Genomic DNA, 17,582 nt, shown 5'->3' with positions numbered 1-17,582 from the left:
TGTATTATCCGCACCGATCAGTAGCCATCGTTGCCGGTTCGTCTGGGCAAATCCAGGGGCGCGGGCCGGGGACGACCATCTTTCGACTGCGACGTGGCTTCAGACACCTCCGCCCCTGACTGCCCCTGGTTGGTACGCACCAGAATATTGGCGATACTCACCGCCGTGGTGTAGAGCGAAATGGCCACAATCAACAAGACCGGCTGCACAAACGCCACAAATCCCGGGACCTGTGCGTTGGCTGTGATACTCAGTATCAGGATAATCGCCGGGCCCAGCACCACGAACAACGTCAAGGCAATAAAGAACACAATACGCTCTTTGTAACGCCCAAGCTCTCGATTGGTCACCAGGCCAAGCACAAATTTGCCAATGGCCAGACCCGCCAGTATCGCCGCCGCGATGCTCAGGTCCGGGCGCATCAGCGTCTGGTAAAGATTGCCATCCCACAACCGCTGCATGGCAATCACCAGAAACGGAAACAGCACGAACAACACGTCGGCGTAGGTACCATACATCATGCTGAGGGAATACTGTTCCTGTTGCTGTCGGTTTTCAGTCATTGGCCTGTTCCTGTGTTGTTTCCCGCTCATCTGGCGCTCCCTGCAGCGCCCGTTCAATCATCTCGTCCAGAGTTCTCAGTTCCTTGCCGATTCGCGCCCAATCCGGCGGATTTTCCCTCAATCGGTTTTCCAGGCTGGTCGCCTGGCGCGTCATCAAGGGGTAGCCCATGGCACCGGCCGTGCCTTTGATCTGGTGGCTTTCCATCTGCAGTGCGCTCGCATCCCTGGCCCGGAATGCCAAACGCATGCGTTCCCGCCGACCCTCAAGCCCGCCCAGAAACCGGGGCACCAGGTGTGCCAGATCATCGGAAGTGACCGCTGAGGCCGGTGACGCCACCAGGTACCGTTCCAGAATGGCCTGCAAATGCGACTGGTCGATCGGTTTGTTCAGCACCCCATCACAGCCCGCCGCCAGCAGAGCATCGTTCTCTGTCTGATCCCCGGCCGTGAAGGCAATGATCGGGCGGCGGAACCCGGCCTGGCGCAGCAGGCGGGTGGCGGCTACACCGTCCATTTCCGGCATATGGCGATCCATCAGGACCAGATGCACGGTGTCGGCCAGCGCAAGCCGGACGGCCAGATCGCCACTGGCGACCGGAACCGGCTCAACACCAAAGCGCCGCAACATCCGCTCAACCAACAAACGATTGTCGTCGTTATCTTCGGCAACCAGCACCTTACCCGAGTACTGGCGCGTATCGCCCTGATAGTCTTCAGGGCAAACCGTCAGGTACCGCGCCAGCACCTCGTAGAAGCGTTGTTTGTCGATGGGCTTGGCCAGATGCTCATTACAGCCCGCCAGCCGGTACTCGGCAATGTCTTCCGTCATTACGTTGGCTGTCAGGGCGATGATTGGGGTATTTACCCCGGCTTCTCTCAATGCCTGGGTGGCATCCCGGCCGTTCATCACCGGCATCTGGATGTCCATCAGAATCAGGTCAAAACGCTCCCGGCTAGCCAATTCCAGCGCTTCGGCCCCGTTACTGACGTGCACCAGTTCGGCACCGGTTCTGTCTACCAGCATGGATACCAGGCGCCGATTCACGTCGTTATCTTCAGCACACAGAATCCGGCCTTTGAGCCTGGGGGCCAACACCGAGGCGATACCCCGTCGGCGCTGGTTCAACTCCGAGGCGTCACGCAGAAAATGAACGTCGGCAAGGTCGCCGGTGCGAATGCAGACGTCAAACTCACTGCCCTCACCGTAGGTACTGGATACCCGGATACTGCCGCCAAGCAACTCGGCCAGCCGGCGGGAAATGCTGAGTCCCAACCCCGTCCCGCCGTATTGTCGGGAGATAGCCGTGCTGCCCTGGGCGAAGGGATCAAACAGCCGCTCCAGTTGCTCCGGCTTCATGCCAATGCCGGTGTCCACAACCCGGGCACAGAGGGTTTCGGCTTCTCGGTCACAGCGCAAAATCAGAGAAATTGTTCCTTTTTCGGTGAATTTAAGCGCATTTCCACACAGGTTAATGATGATCTGCCGAAACCGGGTTGGGTCGGTCAGAATCTGCTCGGGCAGGGGAAAGTCGCAGATAATGGTGAATTCCAGGCCCTTTTCCCGGGCCCGGGGCTCGAAAAAGGCGCGAATCTCATCCAGCAAATCCGGCAGCATGACCGGTACCACATCGACATCGAGCTTGTTGGCATCGATCTTCGAGTGGTCAAGGATGTCGTTGACCAACTCCAGCAGATGTCGGCCACTGCGCACGACAGTCTCGGCACTGCTGCGTTTCTCCCGCTCATCAAGGTCTGGGTCCAGCAGGGTTTCGCCATACCCGATAATGGCCGCCAGCGGTGTCCGGATCTCATGGCTCATGTTGGCCAAAAACTGGCTCTTGGCCTGGGCTGAGTGTCGGGCCAGCTCTTTCTCCAGGCGCTCCTGCTCACGCTCCCGCTCGATTCGCTGGCGCTGGTGACTCTCGGTCGCATCAATGCAGGTACCTTCAAGGTGCAGGGGCTCGCCATCCAGATCGTAAGCCGTGTGCAACGAGATGGTGGCCCAACGTTCAACACCACTGCGGGTGAAATAGCGGGCCTCAATACCCTTGACCATGCCCCGGACTTCCAGTTGCTCTATCACCAGGCGCCGCAGCCTGTCATCGGCGATGCAGGTTTCCAGCACATCCGGGTTGTCCTGCAGTAACTCGCGGCTGCTGCTGTAGCCCAACAACTCGGCCATCGCCGGATTGGCGGTGACAAAGCGCCGGTCTGGCGACATCTGGAACACCCCTTCAATGGCGTTATCAAACAGAGACTGGTAGCGCTGGAGATTAGCCAGTGCCCGCTGGTTCCAGGCCAGCGCTTCGCCCTGAACCTGCTTGATGCGATCGGCAAGGGCGAAGGAGAACAGAATGATCTGAGCCACTAACCCAAACTGGGGAGCATAGGTGGTGAAGGTGTTCAGGGGCACATACCCCATGACCGTCAGCGCATAGATCCCAAAACCGATCAGCGCGATGGTCCAGGCAAAGAAGTAGGACCGGGCCGCCGGGTTGTAATAGCGCCATGACAGGTAACTGACCACAATCAGGATCAGGCTCAACAGAATGGACCCCACCACAATCCATTCCATCGCCACCGAGTAGGGCATGAAGAACGACAACACGAAGGTGGCCGCCACCGAATACAGGCACAGGCGGATGACCTGGTCCAGGTCCGGGGAACGCTGTTGGGTCTCGAGCAGAGAGCGGGCCATCAGCAACCCGAAGAACCAGGTCAGGATGATCTGAAAATGCAGGTAGGCCTTGTCCAGAATCGGTGGCCGGTTGTCCAGCAACTGAACCCCGTGCACCTGTTCGGTGCCGATAAACACCGCCGCGCAGACCAGGTACAGCACATAATAGATGTTGCTGCGTTCCCGGACTGACACAGCAACAAACAGGTTATAGGCGAGGATCGCCAGGATGGCCCCCAACAGCACGCCCCTGACCGCTTCATCGATGGAGACTTTCTCAATGTAACTGTCCGGGTGCCAGAGTGTTACCGGCAACCTGAAGGTATTGGTGGTGGTGGTTCGCAGATACACGGTGGTGGTGGCATCAGGCATCAACTGCAGGCGGAAGGTCGGGTTGGGCACGGCCAGATCCCGGTCGTCCCAGTTGTCGAGGTAGCCCGCACGGCGCTGCTCAACCACCCGACCGTCACGCACCACATACAGCCAGACTTCATCCACCAGTGGCAGCGCCAGTTCCAGGATCCAGTTGCTGGCAACCTGGCTGCCGCGGGTGGTCAGATCAAAACGGGTCCAGTAGGCCGAGTCGGTATAACCGAAATTAAGCACGCCCCCCCGGTGCAGGCTGAACTGCTCCTTCGGCATGGCCAGGATGTCGTCAATGACCAGTTCATGGCCGGCATCTTCCAGATACCAGATACAGCCATCGAGATTACGCACACTGCTGGTCGTACTATCCAGCACCACCGACCCGGCAGGACAGGCGCTTTTCGCCTGCACCAGAGAGGGCAGGGAAACAACAACCAGCATCAACAGGGCGACGAGCACCCGGTTGAGTGTTTCGGAAAACCGTTGCTGCAAAATGTGATCTCCGCGCGGGTAGCTGCGTGCTTTATCGTTTATTGTCAGCACAAGTCACTTTAGCCTTTCACCCGTTTTTTCGCACCCCGGGGCCACCTGAAATGAGACATTCCTGCCTTTTTGTTGCTGTTTCCCTGTCCGTCCTTACCCTGTCGGGGTGTCGGATGGAAAGCACCGGTTCCTCCGCGTTCAACCCGGCAACCAATGTTGACCTGGTGTTCTCAACCTTTGACCTGACCAACACCGAGCAGGCACCGGATACCCTCAGCTTCACCCGGTTCAGCGATTTCTACCAGGGCATACAACCCACTGGCGATAACGCCGACAACGAAGACCATCTGGCTACGGTGGAAGAAATCCGGCGGCATATCGATATCTTTATCGGAGCACAGCCAGACGACACTGGCCAGGACTATACCCGGGTGCGTAATCCCCTGGACCTGATGAACCAGGTGATCGGCGTGGGCGGTATTACCAACTTTGATGAAGGCAGGCGCTATATCCGGGATCGTATCGCGCTGTCCCAGGCCGGCAACTACAACACCCGCAGTGCCGGCGCCCGTATCCGGTTTACCGACCAGGCAGCGTCCTTCAGTCTCCAGCCCCTGAACGACTACGAATGGAACTACCAGACCCTCGATTGGCGATATCTGCCCGAGGGCCCCGAAGGCAGCGAGCTTACCGAAAAGGTCTATCGGACCATTCAGTATGTGGCCCGGAGCGTCAACGATGACGTCAGGGAAGAGCAGCCGGAGCTGCTGAGTGTGCTGGCCGGCTCCCGCTTTGACGCCTTGCAGTTTGTTGCCAGCGGCTACAACCAGCCAGAATACGCCACCGCCGACTACGTCAGCCGGAATCACGGGGGCGTCGAGCTACGCCAAACGTTTGTAACCGATGCTCAGCTCGACACGCTGTTCATCAAGAATACCGAGCAGGCGGTCATCGACCTGAGCCGGTACGGTGCGGATAACACGACACCAGACTGCCTGCGGGTGGAGATCAACTACGCCATGGATACCGTGCATATCTACACCTCGGATGGCGAGCCCGCCCGTGTACCGGACGACAGTGCAGAAGAGGACGACGCAACGAAGCAGAATCCCAACAACTGCGTCAACCAGAGCGAAGATCTGGCCATCGCCAACTGGAGCGCGGCGTCGGCCTCAACCCGCAAATAGGCTCACAGATCCCAGTTCTGCAGAAAGCCTTTCTTCCGGCTGATCATACGCTCGTAGGTGGAGATCATGATGGCCGCATGGGGGGCTTTGGTCAGTCGCAGGGTTTCGATACGGCGTTCCAGGCGCTGGACCTCGTCGCATACCTGCTGTTGTACATGGCTGCGTACGCTGTCGTGCTGGTCCAGCTTGACGCGCTGAAGTTCAGGCGGGGGAAGTTCCGGTTTGTCCATGGTGCCTCATCCTTTGAGTCTGGTGAATAATCCGTTTCAGAATGCCGATTTTGCAGAACTGTCAGACAAAGTGCAATTAGAATGAACAAGGTTTCACTTTTACTGACTCAGGCAGCCACCAGCCTTCGCTTGTTTTCCGGCAACACCGGGAACTGCCTGCACACAGTATAGACAAATCTGGCCAGTGCAGGTAAGTGATGACCCACGATCGGAAACCCGGTGTTGAGCAGGCTCACGGAAATATCCCGGGCCGGGTCCGCCCAACACAATTTGTTGATCAGGCCTACATGGCCAAAGGCATAACTGCTCTGCTGCCCCCAGAGTCCTACCGGGTTGCCGCCCAGCATCATGCCAGCACTGAAGCGCATGGGGATCATCATGGTACGGTCTATCTGCAATGAACCGAACTGGTGGATGGCACGGCGGATGGTTAACTCACTGCAAATTCGCTGACCATTCCAGACCCCGCCATTGAGCATCATCTGGAAGAACCGGCCCATTTCCTCCGCGGTGCCACAGAGATTACCGGCGGGAATGACCGCCTCCTGGAAGCGCGGGTCGTTGGTGACTTTCTCCACCGTGCGAATGTCTCCGCCCAGGGCCCGGCTGACGATCCACGACAGCGGAAACATCGGGGTCGGGCCGGTGGCATAATTGGTAGCCAGTTCGTGCAGCTTCTCCGGGGCGATTCCGTAAGTGAACCACTTCATACCCATAGGTTTGCGCAGGTACCGGTCCAGGTAATTTTCGATGGTATCGCCCGTGACCTTCTCCAAGACCCGCTGCAACACAAAGCCACCGGTAATGGCATGGTAAGCCACCTTCGCGCCGTCCACCTCGACCGGTTTGGCAGCGCACAGCAGGCGCCAGATTTCATCACGCTCCCAGAGCACGTCTATGGGGGTCTCACGGGGAATCGCCGGAATACCGCCCCGGTGCGAGAGGATCTGGTGCACGGTGATGGTGCGCTTTCCGTTCTTGGCAAACTCCGGGCAGTAGTAGGAAACCGGGTCCATCAGATTCACCAGGCCCTGCTCTGCGAGCATGTGCATCAGCAGCGCTGTCACCGCCTTGGAGGCGGAGAAATAGCAGATCGGGGTTTCCGTGGTCATCGGCAGCCTGGGCAGAGCGGCGGGATCATGGGGGCCGTTGCCCCGGGTATGGCCCATGGCGCCATGCAGCACCTGCTCGCCCCGGTAACGGAGCGACAGCTGGATTCCCGGGTGCACACCGGTCCGGTACAAGCCCTCCACACTACGCCATACGGATTCCACTGCGTCCTGCGGTAAACCAACCCGATCCGGGTGTTCGGTGTCACGATTGCGGAAAGTGACAGAGGTCAGGTCTTCCGGAATATCGCAGGTGTGCAGGGCACGGCGGGCGAGTGAATGCATAACGGACGCCTTTTATCGTTATTGAGAACTGGCCCCTCCCGGGACACTTGCTGGGGCCGACATTTCAGCCTTTATCAGATTTCATTATGAACCGGCTCGATCGGCTGCGCCATGGCCACACAGTTGCGACCCTGCATTTTGGCCTGATACATCGCCTTGTCCGCTGCGCTGCAAAGTGTTTCCACTGTGTGACCATGAACAGGATAAACCGCGACACCCACGCTGATGGTTAATGGCACCGAGTGGCCAGACTCCAGCGGTATCGGCGCGTTACCTACCCGCTGGCGCAAACGCTCGGCGGTATCCCGGGCACCCTCCACATCCATTTCGGGCAGCACAATAACGAATTCCTCGCCACCAAACCGGCCGACGGAATCGACACTTCTTACCCGGTCGGTCAGGATCTCGCTCACCGCACAGAGCACGGTATCACCAGCAGCGTGGCCCCAGCTGTCATTGATGTCCTTGAAGTGATCAAAATCAATCCATAACAGCGCCATCGGACGTTCATAGCGGCGGGCGCGCTCCAACTCTTCCTCCAGGACTCTGGAGAACTCCCGCCGGTTGAGCAGGCCGGTCAAAGGATCTCGGGTGGCCATCTCCTCCAACTCGGTTTCCAGCTGTTTGCGGTCGGAGATATCCAGCACTATCCCCTCCAGGAAAACACTGCCGTCATCGTGCTCGACACCGCAGCCACGCTCCCAGACCCACACCTTACGGCCGTCTTTGCGGGTAATAGCGTACTCCAGGGAAAAAGACCGGCCTTTGCGCACCGCAATGGCGACCTCTTCGGACACCTGTTCGATTGCATCCGGATCCATCAGGCTGGCATAGCTGACGAGCTTGTTGTTGATCAGGTCGTCGGGCAGATAGCCGGTCAGCTGCTCACAGCCACCAGAAACGAACATCATGGTCCAGCTGTCGTCGTTCCGGCATCGATAGGCCATGCCCGGGAGGTTATCCATCAATACCCGCAGTTGCTGCTCCCTCTGGCGCAGCGCCCGCCGCTGGTCCAGCTGGAGCGACAGCAACAAACGATCCTTGCTGAGCAAGCGCAGCATAACGGTGAATAACACCAGCGCGGTGACCGCGACAAACAAAAACCCTTTCCAGGTTTGCATGGCTGACAGGGACCGGGGGTCTGCAAACCAGATCTCCACCATCCGGTCAGAAAACGTAATCCAGATGATACCTGCCACCAGGTACACCAGGGTGGCCGACAGGGCACGGCGCAAAGGGCTTTGACTGCTACTCCAGCCGGTTTCTTTCCCTCGCTCTGGTTGTTCAGGCTGCATAGTCTTCCTTTTGCCTTGGGGAGCTGTCCTATAGGAAAAGTAGACAGTTTCACACGTTCAGTCGAGGCAAGGTTGCATTTTCCAGGCATTTCCACAAAACTAAACGTGACACATAGTTTTGTTTTGGGCAAAAACAATGATTCAACACCCTCTGCACCATACTCACGCCAGGCTGCTGGTCATTACCAGCCTTGCCTTGATCATTGGCGGTTGTTCACCCTCCGGCCCTTCTGAACAGGCCATCCGGGACTATGCCGAAACAGCCCGCCCTCAAGACCCTGAACTTTCTGGTATCTATCAGCGCTCCTGCATGGCCTGTCACAGCCGGGGTACTTCGGATGCCCCCCTGACCGGTGACAGCGAAGCCTGGAACAGGCGCCTGGAGGGAGGCATGCAGCGGCTGGTGGACAACGTGGTGTCGGGCATGGGTGGTATGCCGCCCTACGGCTTGTGCATGGACTGCGACACCGCAGAATTTCAGGCGCTCATCGAATTCATGGCGCGGCCGGCAGAAACCTGAGGTAGATTCATATGGAACGACGGCATTTTCTGCAATTGCTGGTCAGTACCGCCATCGTCGGGCATACCCTGTCGCTGCAGGCAGCACAGCAAGCGCCGGCACAGGCACAAAGCAACGCCGGGGGCAGCAAGTCCCCTTTGCCTTGGCGTAACTGGTCTGGCTCCCAGCAGTCGGTCCCTGCCATGCGTGTTGCCCCCCGGAGCGTCACCGAGCTGCAGGAACTCCTTGCCGCCCCAAACCATCGACACCTGCCCGTTCGCCCCGTTGGCTCTGGCCATTCATTCTCCGCCCTGGTACCCACCGACGGCATTCTGGTATCCATGGCTCGCCTGAGCGGCGTTCTGGGGCATGATGACAGCCGGTGCCAGGCCAAGGTGGCCGCCGGCACCCTGCTCGGGCAACTGGGCCAACCCCTGGAAGCGATTGACCAGGCCCTGTTCAACATGCCCGATATAGACCAGCAATCCCTGGCGGGCCTTCTGGCCACTGCAACCCATGGCACTGGCAGCAAGCTGATGTGCTTGTCTGGCTACGTATCGGCGCTGACACTGGTCACCGCCAATGGCGAGCGTATCGAGTGCAGCCAGACCCAGCATCCGGACCTGTTCCAGGCAGCCAGGGTGGGGCTGGGCTGCCTGGGCATTGTGACTGACGTCACCCTGCAAAATACCCGCCCATATCGGCTCCGGAAAACCACCGAATGGCTGCCCATCGAGGACATTCTGGCAACGGCGGACACCCTGGCAGACCAGCATCGCAATTTTGAGTTCTATTACATTCCGTTCTCCGGCATGGGTTTCACCAGCACCCACGACCTGACGGACGAACCCCTCTCGGCAACCCCGGCACTGGACCAGAACGACGGCGTGCGGGATTTGCAGAAAGCCCGCGACTACCTGGCCTGGTCCCCCAGGCTGCGGCGCTTGATTCTCGGGGGTTATATGCGCACCCTGGCCCGGGAGCAGAAGGTGGCGCCGTCCTGGCAGAACTACACCAGTGACCGCAATGTGCGCTTCAATGAGATGGAGTACCACCTGCCCAGAGAAAACTGGCAAAAGGCCTTCCGGGAGGTGGTGGATCTGGTTGAAAACCGTTTCCCGGAGGTGTTCTTTCCCTTCGAGGTGCGCTTTGTGCAAGCCGATGATGCCTGGCTCAGCCCATTCTATCGGCGGGATTCAGTATCCATCGCCGTCCACCGGTTTTTCGAGGATGACTACCAGCCGCTCTTTGCCGCAGTGGAGCCGATATTCCGCCGGTATGGTGGCAGGCCTCACTGGGGCAAGCTGAACACGCTTACCGCCGCTGAATTCCAGGCGCAGTACCCGAAATGGCAGGCATTCTGTGAAGTAAGGAAAAGTCTCGACCCGAACGGCCGTTTCCTGAACCCTTACCTGGCCGGCCTTTTCAGCGACAATACCTCCCACGGATAACCCACCATGGCTCACAGCGAAGCGTTCCGTCAGCAAAGGCGCAAACTCATTCTGGCCGGGGTGGCGGCCGGCGGCCTGGGTACAGCCGCATGGCTCCGGCCCCCGGCTATTCGCGATGGCCACTCAGACTACTTCCGCGCCCTGTCCCGGGCGCTGGATGCCAGCGGGCTGGCCACACCCACCCTGGTGATTGACCAGCAACGCCTGGACCACAACATTCAGGTGTTGCTACAACACCTTGGCCACGACTTCGACTACCGGATTGTGGTGAAATCCCTACCTTCGGTGCCCTTACTGGAGCACGTGATGGCCAAGACCGGCACCCGGCGGCTGATGCTGTTTCACCAGCCCTTCCTCAACCAGATTGCCAGCTCCATCCCTGACGCCGACATTCTGCTGGGCAAACCGTTACCGGTCGCGGCGGCTGTCCGTTTCTATGATCGGCACCAGGCTGACCAGAACGACTTCCAGCCCCGACAGCAACTGCAATGGCTGATCGACTCTCCACGCCGGTTGGCGCAATACGAGCAACTGGCCCGGCAACGGAACGAGCCTATGCGGGTGAACCTGGAACTGGATATCGGCCTGCACCGGGGCGGGTTCAACGATGATCAGCTGCTATCCCGGGCGCTGTTGGACATAGAGCAATCCCGCTGGCTGAGCTTCAGCGGTTTTATGGGTTATGAACCCCATATCGTGAAAGCACCGGGGCCGACGGACTGGTTGTGGCAAAAGGCCATGGCCCGTTACAACCGGTATGTTTCACTGGCCCGGAACACCCTGGGGCGTGACCTGGCAGGGCTCACCTTCAACACCGGAGGCTCCACCACGTACCAGTTATATAAGGGCCGGGCCAACACCATTACCGCCAACGACCTGGCGGCCGGCTCCGGCCTGGTGATGCCCACGGATTTCGACCTGGCCACCCTGGCGGGCCACCAGCCTGCAGCTTTCATTGCCACTCCGGTGCTGAAACTGCAGGAAGCCAACCGGATTCCCGGCACACCGGGCCTTGGCCGACTGCAGCGATTGTGGAACCCCAACCGGGCCAGGGCGGTCTTCATTTACGGGGGCAACTGGAAGGCTCGGCCGGTGTCACCGGCGGGGCTGACAACCAACGCGGTGTTCGGACGGTCCAGTAATCAGGAGATGCTTAACCTGGCCGCCGGGGTGCCACTGCAGGAAGACGACTGGGTATTCCTGAGGCCGCATCAGAGCGAGTCTGTGTTTCTGCAGTTCGGCGAACTCGCCGTTTTCGATGCCAGACTGGGGGAGATTTCCCGTTACTGGCCGGTGCTGCCAGAGGGATGACGTCGCCGGCAGTGCATGCTTTAATTCCGTCCACCATCGATCAATACGGGACCCGGCATGACCCCTGGAATTCTCGCGGCCAAAAAAGCCAAAGTGAACTACACCATACATGAGTACGACCACGATCCGGCGGCCGAGAGTTACGGTGGTGAAGCAGCGGCGAAAATGGGTGTGGCGCCGGAGCAAGTATTCAAGACGCTTGTGGTGAGCCTGGATGACAAGGAACTGGCGGTCGGCATTGTACCGGTCACCGCCATGCTGGGCCTCAAGCAGATCGCAAGGGCCGCCGGGGCAAAGAAAGCCACGATGGCGGACAAACAGCTGGTCCAGAAAACCACCGGTTATGTGCTGGGTGGTGTCAGCCCTCTGGGCCAGAAAAAACGGCTCCGAACGTTTATCGACAGCACCGCCCACCACTTCCCGACGGTGTTCGTCAGCGCCGGCAAACGTGGACTCGAGATAGAGCTGACGCCGGACGATCTGGCACGCCTGACCAATGGCCTGTTAGTGCCTCTGCAGCAGGATTGACCGCAGGAGCAAGCACAAAAAAACCGGGCGACCATGGGCAACCCGGTTTTTGTCAATCACGGCCGGAGCAGGCTCCGGCCGGCTGAACTGCTGGCCTTACTTCACGGAGTCCCGTGCATCGGCCAGGATCTTGTTGAAGGTCGCGCTTGGCTGCATCACCTCACACACCTTCTCCATGGGCGGGTGGTAGTAACCACCGATATCGGCCGGGTGGCCCTGCACCACGGTCATTTCCTCCAAGATCTTGTCCTTGTTCTCTTCCAGCTGTTTCGACAACTTGGCAAAGAACTCTTTCAGCTCCTTGTCATCATCCTGCTTTGACAGCTCTTCCGCCCAGTAACGAGCCAGGTGGAAGTGGGAACCCCGGTTATCCAGCTCACCGGTGACGCGAGACGGAGACTGGTTATTTTCCAGCAGGCGCTCGGTGGCTTTGTCCAGGGTCTGGCCCAGCAGACGGGCCCGCTGGTTGTCCTGTTTCTCACCCAGCTCATCCAGAGACACCGCCGTGGCCAGGAATTCACCCAGGGAATCCCAACGCAGGTGGTTTTCCTGGATCAGCTGCTGTACGTGCTTGGGCGCAGAACCGCCAGCACCGGTCTCGTACAGGCCACCGCCGTTCAGCAACGGAACGATGGACAGCATCTTGGCACTGGTGCCCAGTTCCAGAATCGGGAACAGGTCGGTCAGATAGTCCCGCAGCACGTTGCCGGTTACCGAGATGGTGTCCAGACCACGAATCAGGCGCTCCATGGTCCAGCGGATGGCGCGAACCGGAGACTTGATGTGGATTTCCAGACCGTCGGTGTCCAGCTCGGCCAGGTACTTTTCAACCTTCTTGATCAGCTGGGCATCGTGGGCGCGCTCATCGTCCAGCCAGAACACCGCAGGCGTGCCGCTGGAGCGGGCCCGGTTAACCGCCAGCTTGACCCAGTCACGGATCGGCAGGTCTTTGGTCTGGCAGGCGCGCCAGATGTCGCCTTCTTCAACCTTATGCTCGGTCAGTACGGTGCCGTCTTCGGCCACCACACGCACAATGCCGTCTTCCTTCATTTCGAAGGTCTTATCGTGGGAGCCGTACTCTTCGGCTTTCTGCGCCATCAGGCCCACATTCGGTACGGTACCCATGGTGGTGGGGTCAAACGCGCCGTGGGTTTTACAGAAGTTGATCACTTCCTGGTAGATGGTGGCGTAGGTGGACTCCGGCATCACCGCCTTGGTGTCCTTGAGCTTGCCGTCACGGGCCCACATCTTGCCGGAGTTGCGGATCATCGCCGGCATGGAGGCATCGACAATCACGTCGCTCGGTACGTGCAGGTTGGTGATGCCTTTAACGGAATCCACCATGGCAATTTCCGGGCGGTGCTCGTAGCACGCGTGCAGGTCTTCCTGGATCTGCTCCTGCTTGGACTCCGGCAGCTGTTTGATCTTCTCAATGACGGAAGACAGGCCGTTGTTCGGGTTAACACCGATTTCCTTGAACAGGTCGCCGTATTTGTCGAACAGCTCCTTGTAGAAAACCTTCACCGCGTGACCGAACACGATCGGGTGGGAGATTTTCATCATGGTGGCTTTAACGTGCAGGGAGAACATCACGCCGGTTTTCTCGCAGTCGGCAATGGCGTCTTCGAAGAACTTCACCAGAGCCTTCTTGCTCATGAACATGCCGTCCAGCACTTCGCCTTCCTGCAGCGGCAGGTCGGACTTCAGTACCGTCTGTTTGCCCTGCTTGTTCTCAAACACGATGCGGGCGTTGGTGGCCTTGTCCAGGGTTACCGATTGCTCACTGGAGTAGAAGTCACCACCGCGCATGTGCGCTACGTGCGTACGGGACGCCGGGCTCCACTCACCCATGCTGTGGGGGAACTTGCGGGCAAAGGCTTTTACCGCAGCCGGCGCACGGCGATCGGAGTTACCTTCACGCAGTACCGGGTTAACAGCACTGCCCAGTACTTTGGAGTAACGGGCGTGGATTTCTTTCTCTTCGTCGGTTTCCGGGTGTTCTTTATATTCCGGAACCTTGTAGCCCTGTTCGTTCAGCTCTTTGATGGCGGCACGGAGCTGGGGAATGGACGCGGAGATGTTCGGAAGCTTGATGATGTTGGCGTCCGGATCCTTGGTGTACTCACCCAATTCAGCCAGGGCATCCGGAACGCGCTGGTTTTCTTCGAGGTAGTCCGGGAAGCCTGCCAGAATACGCGCCGCGAGAGAGATGTCGCTGGTTTCAAAGTCGATGCCAGCCGGCTTGGCGAAGGTTTCCAGGATGGGAAGCAGTGACCGGGTGGCGAGAGCGGGGGCCTCATCGGTCAGTGTGTAGACAATCTTGGCTTTGGATGTTGTCATTTTCGTCCTCAGGCAAATGGGTGGGTTCAGGACGGTCATGGCACGGTCAGGCGTCTTGTGAACGGCTGGTTATGCCGATGACTGATTCGGAACTTTTGATAGACCTACTAAGATAGCATTTTTTACCAAACTTTGGTTACGATCTTAGTATAAGAACGGACTAAAAATGCCTGATCTTCGGTTACAGGACGATGAAATGGCGGGAATTTACGAAACTTTCTAACATTTGTCAGGTTTTCCGGTTTTGGAGTTATCGCGCTGGTGGAACGGCCTCCCAAAACACGCTCCTGCCGGCACATCCTTGTGGCGCTTGGGCTCCGCCATCCATGGCTCCGCACAGTTTTGGGAGGCCGTTCCACCAACGCTCATCCAACTACCGAGCTGTATTCCGCGCGCTTTCAGTCAAGCGAAAACACGCTCATTTTGTCGACAAAATGAACGAAATCACGCCGGTAACAGCTTCACTTCCACCAACCGCTCACGTATCCGGTCCAGGGCTTCCGGATTGCCAAGGGCATCCCGGTTGTCCGCTTTACTTGAGCCATTGACCAGCCGGGCCACCGCGAGTTCCACCTTTTTGCCACTGCGGGTGTAGGGAATGTCGGGCACTTCCACGATGTGTTTGGGTACGTGCCGGGGGCTGGCGCCTTCGCGGATTCGGGTTTTCAGGGTTTTGATCAGGTCGTCGGTGACGGTCTGGCCGTCGGCCGGGACTACGAACAGGACCACTTCCACGTCGCCGTCGATCTGGCGGCCGACCACGAGGCTGTCTTTCACCTCGCTGATGGTTTCCACCTGGCGGTAGATTTCGGCGGTGCCGATTCTTACGCCGCCGGGGTTGAGGGTGGCATCGGAGCGACCGTAGATGATGGCGCCGCCGTGCTCGGTGAATTCGATGAAGTCGCCGTGGGCCCAGACGCCGGGGAAGGTGTTGAAGTAGGCGTCTTTGTAGCGTTCGCCGTCCGGATCCTGCCAGAAGCTGACGGGCATGGAGGGCAGCGGTTGGCGGCAAACGAGTTCGCCCCGGCCTTCGCTGACCGGCTGGCCGTCATCGCCGTAGGCGACGGCGTCCACGCCCAGGAAGCGGCACTGGATTTCGCCTCTTCGTACCGGCAGCAGTGGCGTTGATCCCACAAAGCAGCCGCAGATGTCGGTGCCGCCGGCGATGGAGCCGAGTAATACGTTGGGAGCGCCATCACTATAGACCCAGTCGTAGTCTTCCGGCAGCAGTGGGGAGCCGGTGGAGAAGACCACGCGCAGGTGGCTCTGGTCCAGGGTTTTGGCCGGTTGCAGTTCGGCTTTGCGGCAGCCGGCGATGAAGCGGGCGCTGGTGCCGTAGTGGGTCACCCGCTCTTTCGCTACGGTTTCCCACAGGAAATTAAGGCTCGGGTAACCCGGGGAACCGTCGACGGTAATGACGGCGGCGCCGGTCATCAGGGCGGAGGCCTGCCAGTTCCACATCATCCAGCCGCAGGTGGTGAAGTAGAGGAAGCGGTCGTCCGGACCCACGTCGCCGTGCAGCATAAGCTCTTTGGCGTGGTTGACCAACAGGCCGGCGGTGCCGTGAACGATGCACTTGGGTTTGCCGGTGGTGCCGGAGGAATAGAGGATGTAAACCGGGTGGTCCGGGTCCACTGGGGTGAATGAGGGGGCCTGGCCTTCGCCCGCCTTCAGGGCGTCGTCCCAGGTGGTGACCATCCCCCCTGGAATCGGGGTTTCATCTGGCAGTTGCGCAACGCTGACCACCACTTTCAGGGACGGCAGGCCAGCGATCAATTCGGCAAAGTCATCCTGGCGGGCAAACACCTTTCCGCCATAACCGTAGCCATTCACCACGATCAACGCTGAGGGTTCGATCTGGCCGAAGCGGTCGTTGATGGCGCCGATGCCGAAGTCCGGGGAGGCGGAGCTCCAGATGGCACCGAGACTGGTCGCTGCAAGCATGCCGACCAAGGCTTCGTAGCCGTTGGTGACCACGCCGGCCACTCGGTCGCCTTTCTGGATACCTTTGCTGCGCAGGAAGGCTTCGAGGGCGCCGGCGTCGGCTTTCAGTTCGGCGTAGGTCTTGCGCATTACCAGGCGGGTTTCGCAGTAGGCCACCACGGCTTCTTTATCAGCATGATCGCCGTCCGCCAGCCGCAGCAGGTTGGCGGCAAAATTCAGCTTCATGCCGGGGAACCATTCGGCGCCGGGCATCTCACGGCGGCCCAACACCCGCTTGCCGGGGGTGTCGCAGACCAGGCCACAATAATCCCAGATCTTCTGCCAGAAGGTATCCAGCTCGGTGATCGACCACTGGTGCAGGGCGTGGTAATCGGCAAACGGGCCAAAGCCCTGTTGCTCAAGCCAGGCCTGAAACTGGCCCATTCGGGAACCGGTGAGGGTTTCCTGGCTCGGGGTCCAGACAACCGGTGATTGTTCTATGTTGCTCATCCGTCTCTCCAGAAAATTACTGCATATGCCAGCCGTGGCTGACCACGATCGACTGGCCAGTGAGGGCGGCGGACGGGAAGGCCGCCAGGTGCACCGCCAGCTCTGATACGTCTTCGAGGGTGGTGAACTTGCCGTCCACCGTGTTCTTGAGCATCACCTTGCTGATCACTTCTTCCTCGGAAATGCCCAGCTCTTTGGCCTGCTCTGGGATCTGCTTGTCCACCAGCGGGGTGCGTACAAAGCCGGGGCAGATGATGTTGCTACGTACCCCATGCTCGGCACCCTCTTTCGCCACCGCCCGGCACAGGCCCAGCATGCCGTGCTTGGCGGCTACATAGGGCGCTTTCAGCGGCGAGGCTTCCACCGAGTGTACCGAGCCCATATACAGCATAGTACCCCCACCTTGGGTGTACATCTGGCGCAGGGCGGCACGGGTCACCAGGAAGGCGCCGTCCAGGTGCACGTTCATCACCTTGCTCCAGTCGGCAAAGGCCAGTTTATGCACCGGGTCAATGTGTTGGATGCCTGCGTTAGCCAGGGCCACATCGAGCCGGCCCCATTGCTCAATGATAGTAGCAACCCCCTGGTCCACCGCCTGCTCATCGGTGACATCCATGGCCAGGCCCATGGCCGTGCCGCCCGCCTGCTCGATGGCCGCGACGGTGTCGGCGGCACTTTCCAGTGTCAGGTCCGCGACCGCCACCCGGGCGCCTTCGCGGGCGTAATGCTCAGCAATGGCCCGGCCAATGCCCCGGCCAGCGCCGGTGATGAGTGCAACTTGGTTGTGAAGACGCATCACACTGTCTCCTTGTTGATGATCGGTTT

Annotated in this window: 13 protein-coding genes; 5 read left to right on the top strand and 8 right to left on the bottom strand. The window is 59.4% G+C overall.

Features of this window, described 5'->3' with window-relative positions; translation table 11 throughout:
• Positions 1-17: 17 nt before the first annotated feature.
• On the bottom strand, positions 18-563 hold the full coding sequence (locus RVM24_RS17085; RefSeq protein ID WP_058092896.1) for a hypothetical protein: 546 nt from the start codon (positions 561-563) through the stop codon (positions 18-20).
• On the bottom strand, positions 556-4,098 hold the full coding sequence (locus tag RVM24_RS17080) for a 7TM diverse intracellular signaling domain-containing protein (protein ID WP_058092897.1): 3,543 nt from the start codon (positions 4,096-4,098) through the stop codon (positions 556-558). The genes RVM24_RS17085 and RVM24_RS17080 overlap by 8 nt, the downstream gene beginning before the upstream one ends.
• A 164-nt stretch (positions 4,099-4,262) precedes the next feature.
• Here RVM24_RS17080 and RVM24_RS17075 point away from each other — a divergent pair, with 164 nt between their 5' ends.
• Positions 4,263-5,276: a hypothetical protein gene (locus RVM24_RS17075; protein ID WP_431474433.1), complete on the top strand. Its 1,014-nt coding sequence runs from the start codon at positions 4,263-4,265 to the stop codon at positions 5,274-5,276.
• 2 nt (positions 5,277-5,278) lie between these two features.
• On the opposite strand, the gene RVM24_RS17070 is transcribed toward RVM24_RS17075, so the two are convergent.
• The 3 genes from RVM24_RS17070 to RVM24_RS17060 form a co-directional block, all read right to left on the bottom strand.
• Complete coding sequence (locus tag RVM24_RS17070) at positions 5,279-5,506, bottom strand: hypothetical protein (protein ID WP_058092899.1); 228 nt, start codon at positions 5,504-5,506, stop codon at positions 5,279-5,281.
• 107 nt (positions 5,507-5,613) lie between these two features.
• Positions 5,614-6,900: a serine hydrolase domain-containing protein gene (locus RVM24_RS17065; RefSeq protein WP_431474432.1), complete on the bottom strand. Its 1,287-nt coding sequence runs from the start codon at positions 6,898-6,900 to the stop codon at positions 5,614-5,616.
• A 74-nt stretch (positions 6,901-6,974) separates the two neighbouring features.
• Positions 6,975-8,195 carry a sensor domain-containing diguanylate cyclase gene (locus RVM24_RS17060; protein ID WP_138437344.1) on the bottom strand — a complete coding sequence of 407 codons (1,221 nt, stop codon included), beginning with the start codon at positions 8,193-8,195 and terminating at the stop codon, positions 6,975-6,977.
• A gap of 136 nt (positions 8,196-8,331) precedes the next feature.
• Here RVM24_RS17060 and RVM24_RS17055 point away from each other — a divergent pair, with 136 nt between their 5' ends.
• From RVM24_RS17055 to ybaK, 4 genes are read left to right on the top strand one after another with little or no spacing between them, the layout of a single operon-like run.
• The gene (locus RVM24_RS17055) at positions 8,332-8,715 is read left to right on the top strand and encodes a c-type cytochrome (RefSeq protein WP_106694173.1); all 384 of its coding nucleotides are present in this window, start codon (positions 8,332-8,334) and stop codon (positions 8,713-8,715) included.
• A gap of 11 nt (positions 8,716-8,726) precedes the next feature.
• Positions 8,727-10,145 carry a D-arabinono-1,4-lactone oxidase gene (locus RVM24_RS17050; RefSeq protein WP_431474431.1) on the top strand — a complete coding sequence of 473 codons (1,419 nt, stop codon included), beginning with the start codon at positions 8,727-8,729 and terminating at the stop codon, positions 10,143-10,145.
• 6 nt (positions 10,146-10,151) lie between these two features.
• Complete coding sequence (locus RVM24_RS17045; protein ID WP_431474430.1) at positions 10,152-11,456, top strand: DSD1 family PLP-dependent enzyme; 1,305 nt, start codon at positions 10,152-10,154, stop codon at positions 11,454-11,456.
• A gap of 57 nt (positions 11,457-11,513) precedes the next feature.
• Positions 11,514-11,984 carry a Cys-tRNA(Pro) deacylase gene (ybaK, locus tag RVM24_RS17040; protein ID WP_106694170.1) on the top strand — a complete coding sequence of 157 codons (471 nt, stop codon included), beginning with the start codon at positions 11,514-11,516 and terminating at the stop codon, positions 11,982-11,984.
• Positions 11,985-12,080: 96 nt separating this feature from the next.
• Here the strand turns inward: ybaK and RVM24_RS17035 are convergent, their stop codons facing one another.
• The 3 genes from RVM24_RS17035 to RVM24_RS17025 form a co-directional block, all read right to left on the bottom strand.
• Positions 12,081-14,324 carry an NADP-dependent isocitrate dehydrogenase gene (locus RVM24_RS17035; RefSeq protein WP_138437347.1) on the bottom strand — a complete coding sequence of 748 codons (2,244 nt, stop codon included), beginning with the start codon at positions 14,322-14,324 and terminating at the stop codon, positions 12,081-12,083.
• Positions 14,325-14,768: 444 nt separating this feature from the next.
• Entirely contained in the window at positions 14,769-16,757 is a 1,989-nt protein-coding gene (locus RVM24_RS17030; protein WP_431474429.1) for an acetoacetate--CoA ligase, read from the bottom strand.
• 16 nt (positions 16,758-16,773) lie between these two features.
• On the bottom strand, positions 16,774-17,553 hold the full coding sequence (locus tag RVM24_RS17025) for a 3-hydroxybutyrate dehydrogenase (RefSeq protein ID WP_286252896.1): 780 nt from the start codon (positions 17,551-17,553) through the stop codon (positions 16,774-16,776).
• Between the last annotated feature and the right edge of the window lie 29 nt (positions 17,554-17,582).

The sequence above is a fragment of the Marinobacter sp. KM021 genome, from assembly GCF_050707965.1.
Lineage (GTDB): Bacteria > Pseudomonadota > Gammaproteobacteria > Pseudomonadales > Oleiphilaceae > Marinobacter > Marinobacter shengliensis.
The sequence above is the reverse complement of the archived record's forward strand: the minus strand, read 5'-3'. Positions and strand labels throughout refer to the sequence as shown.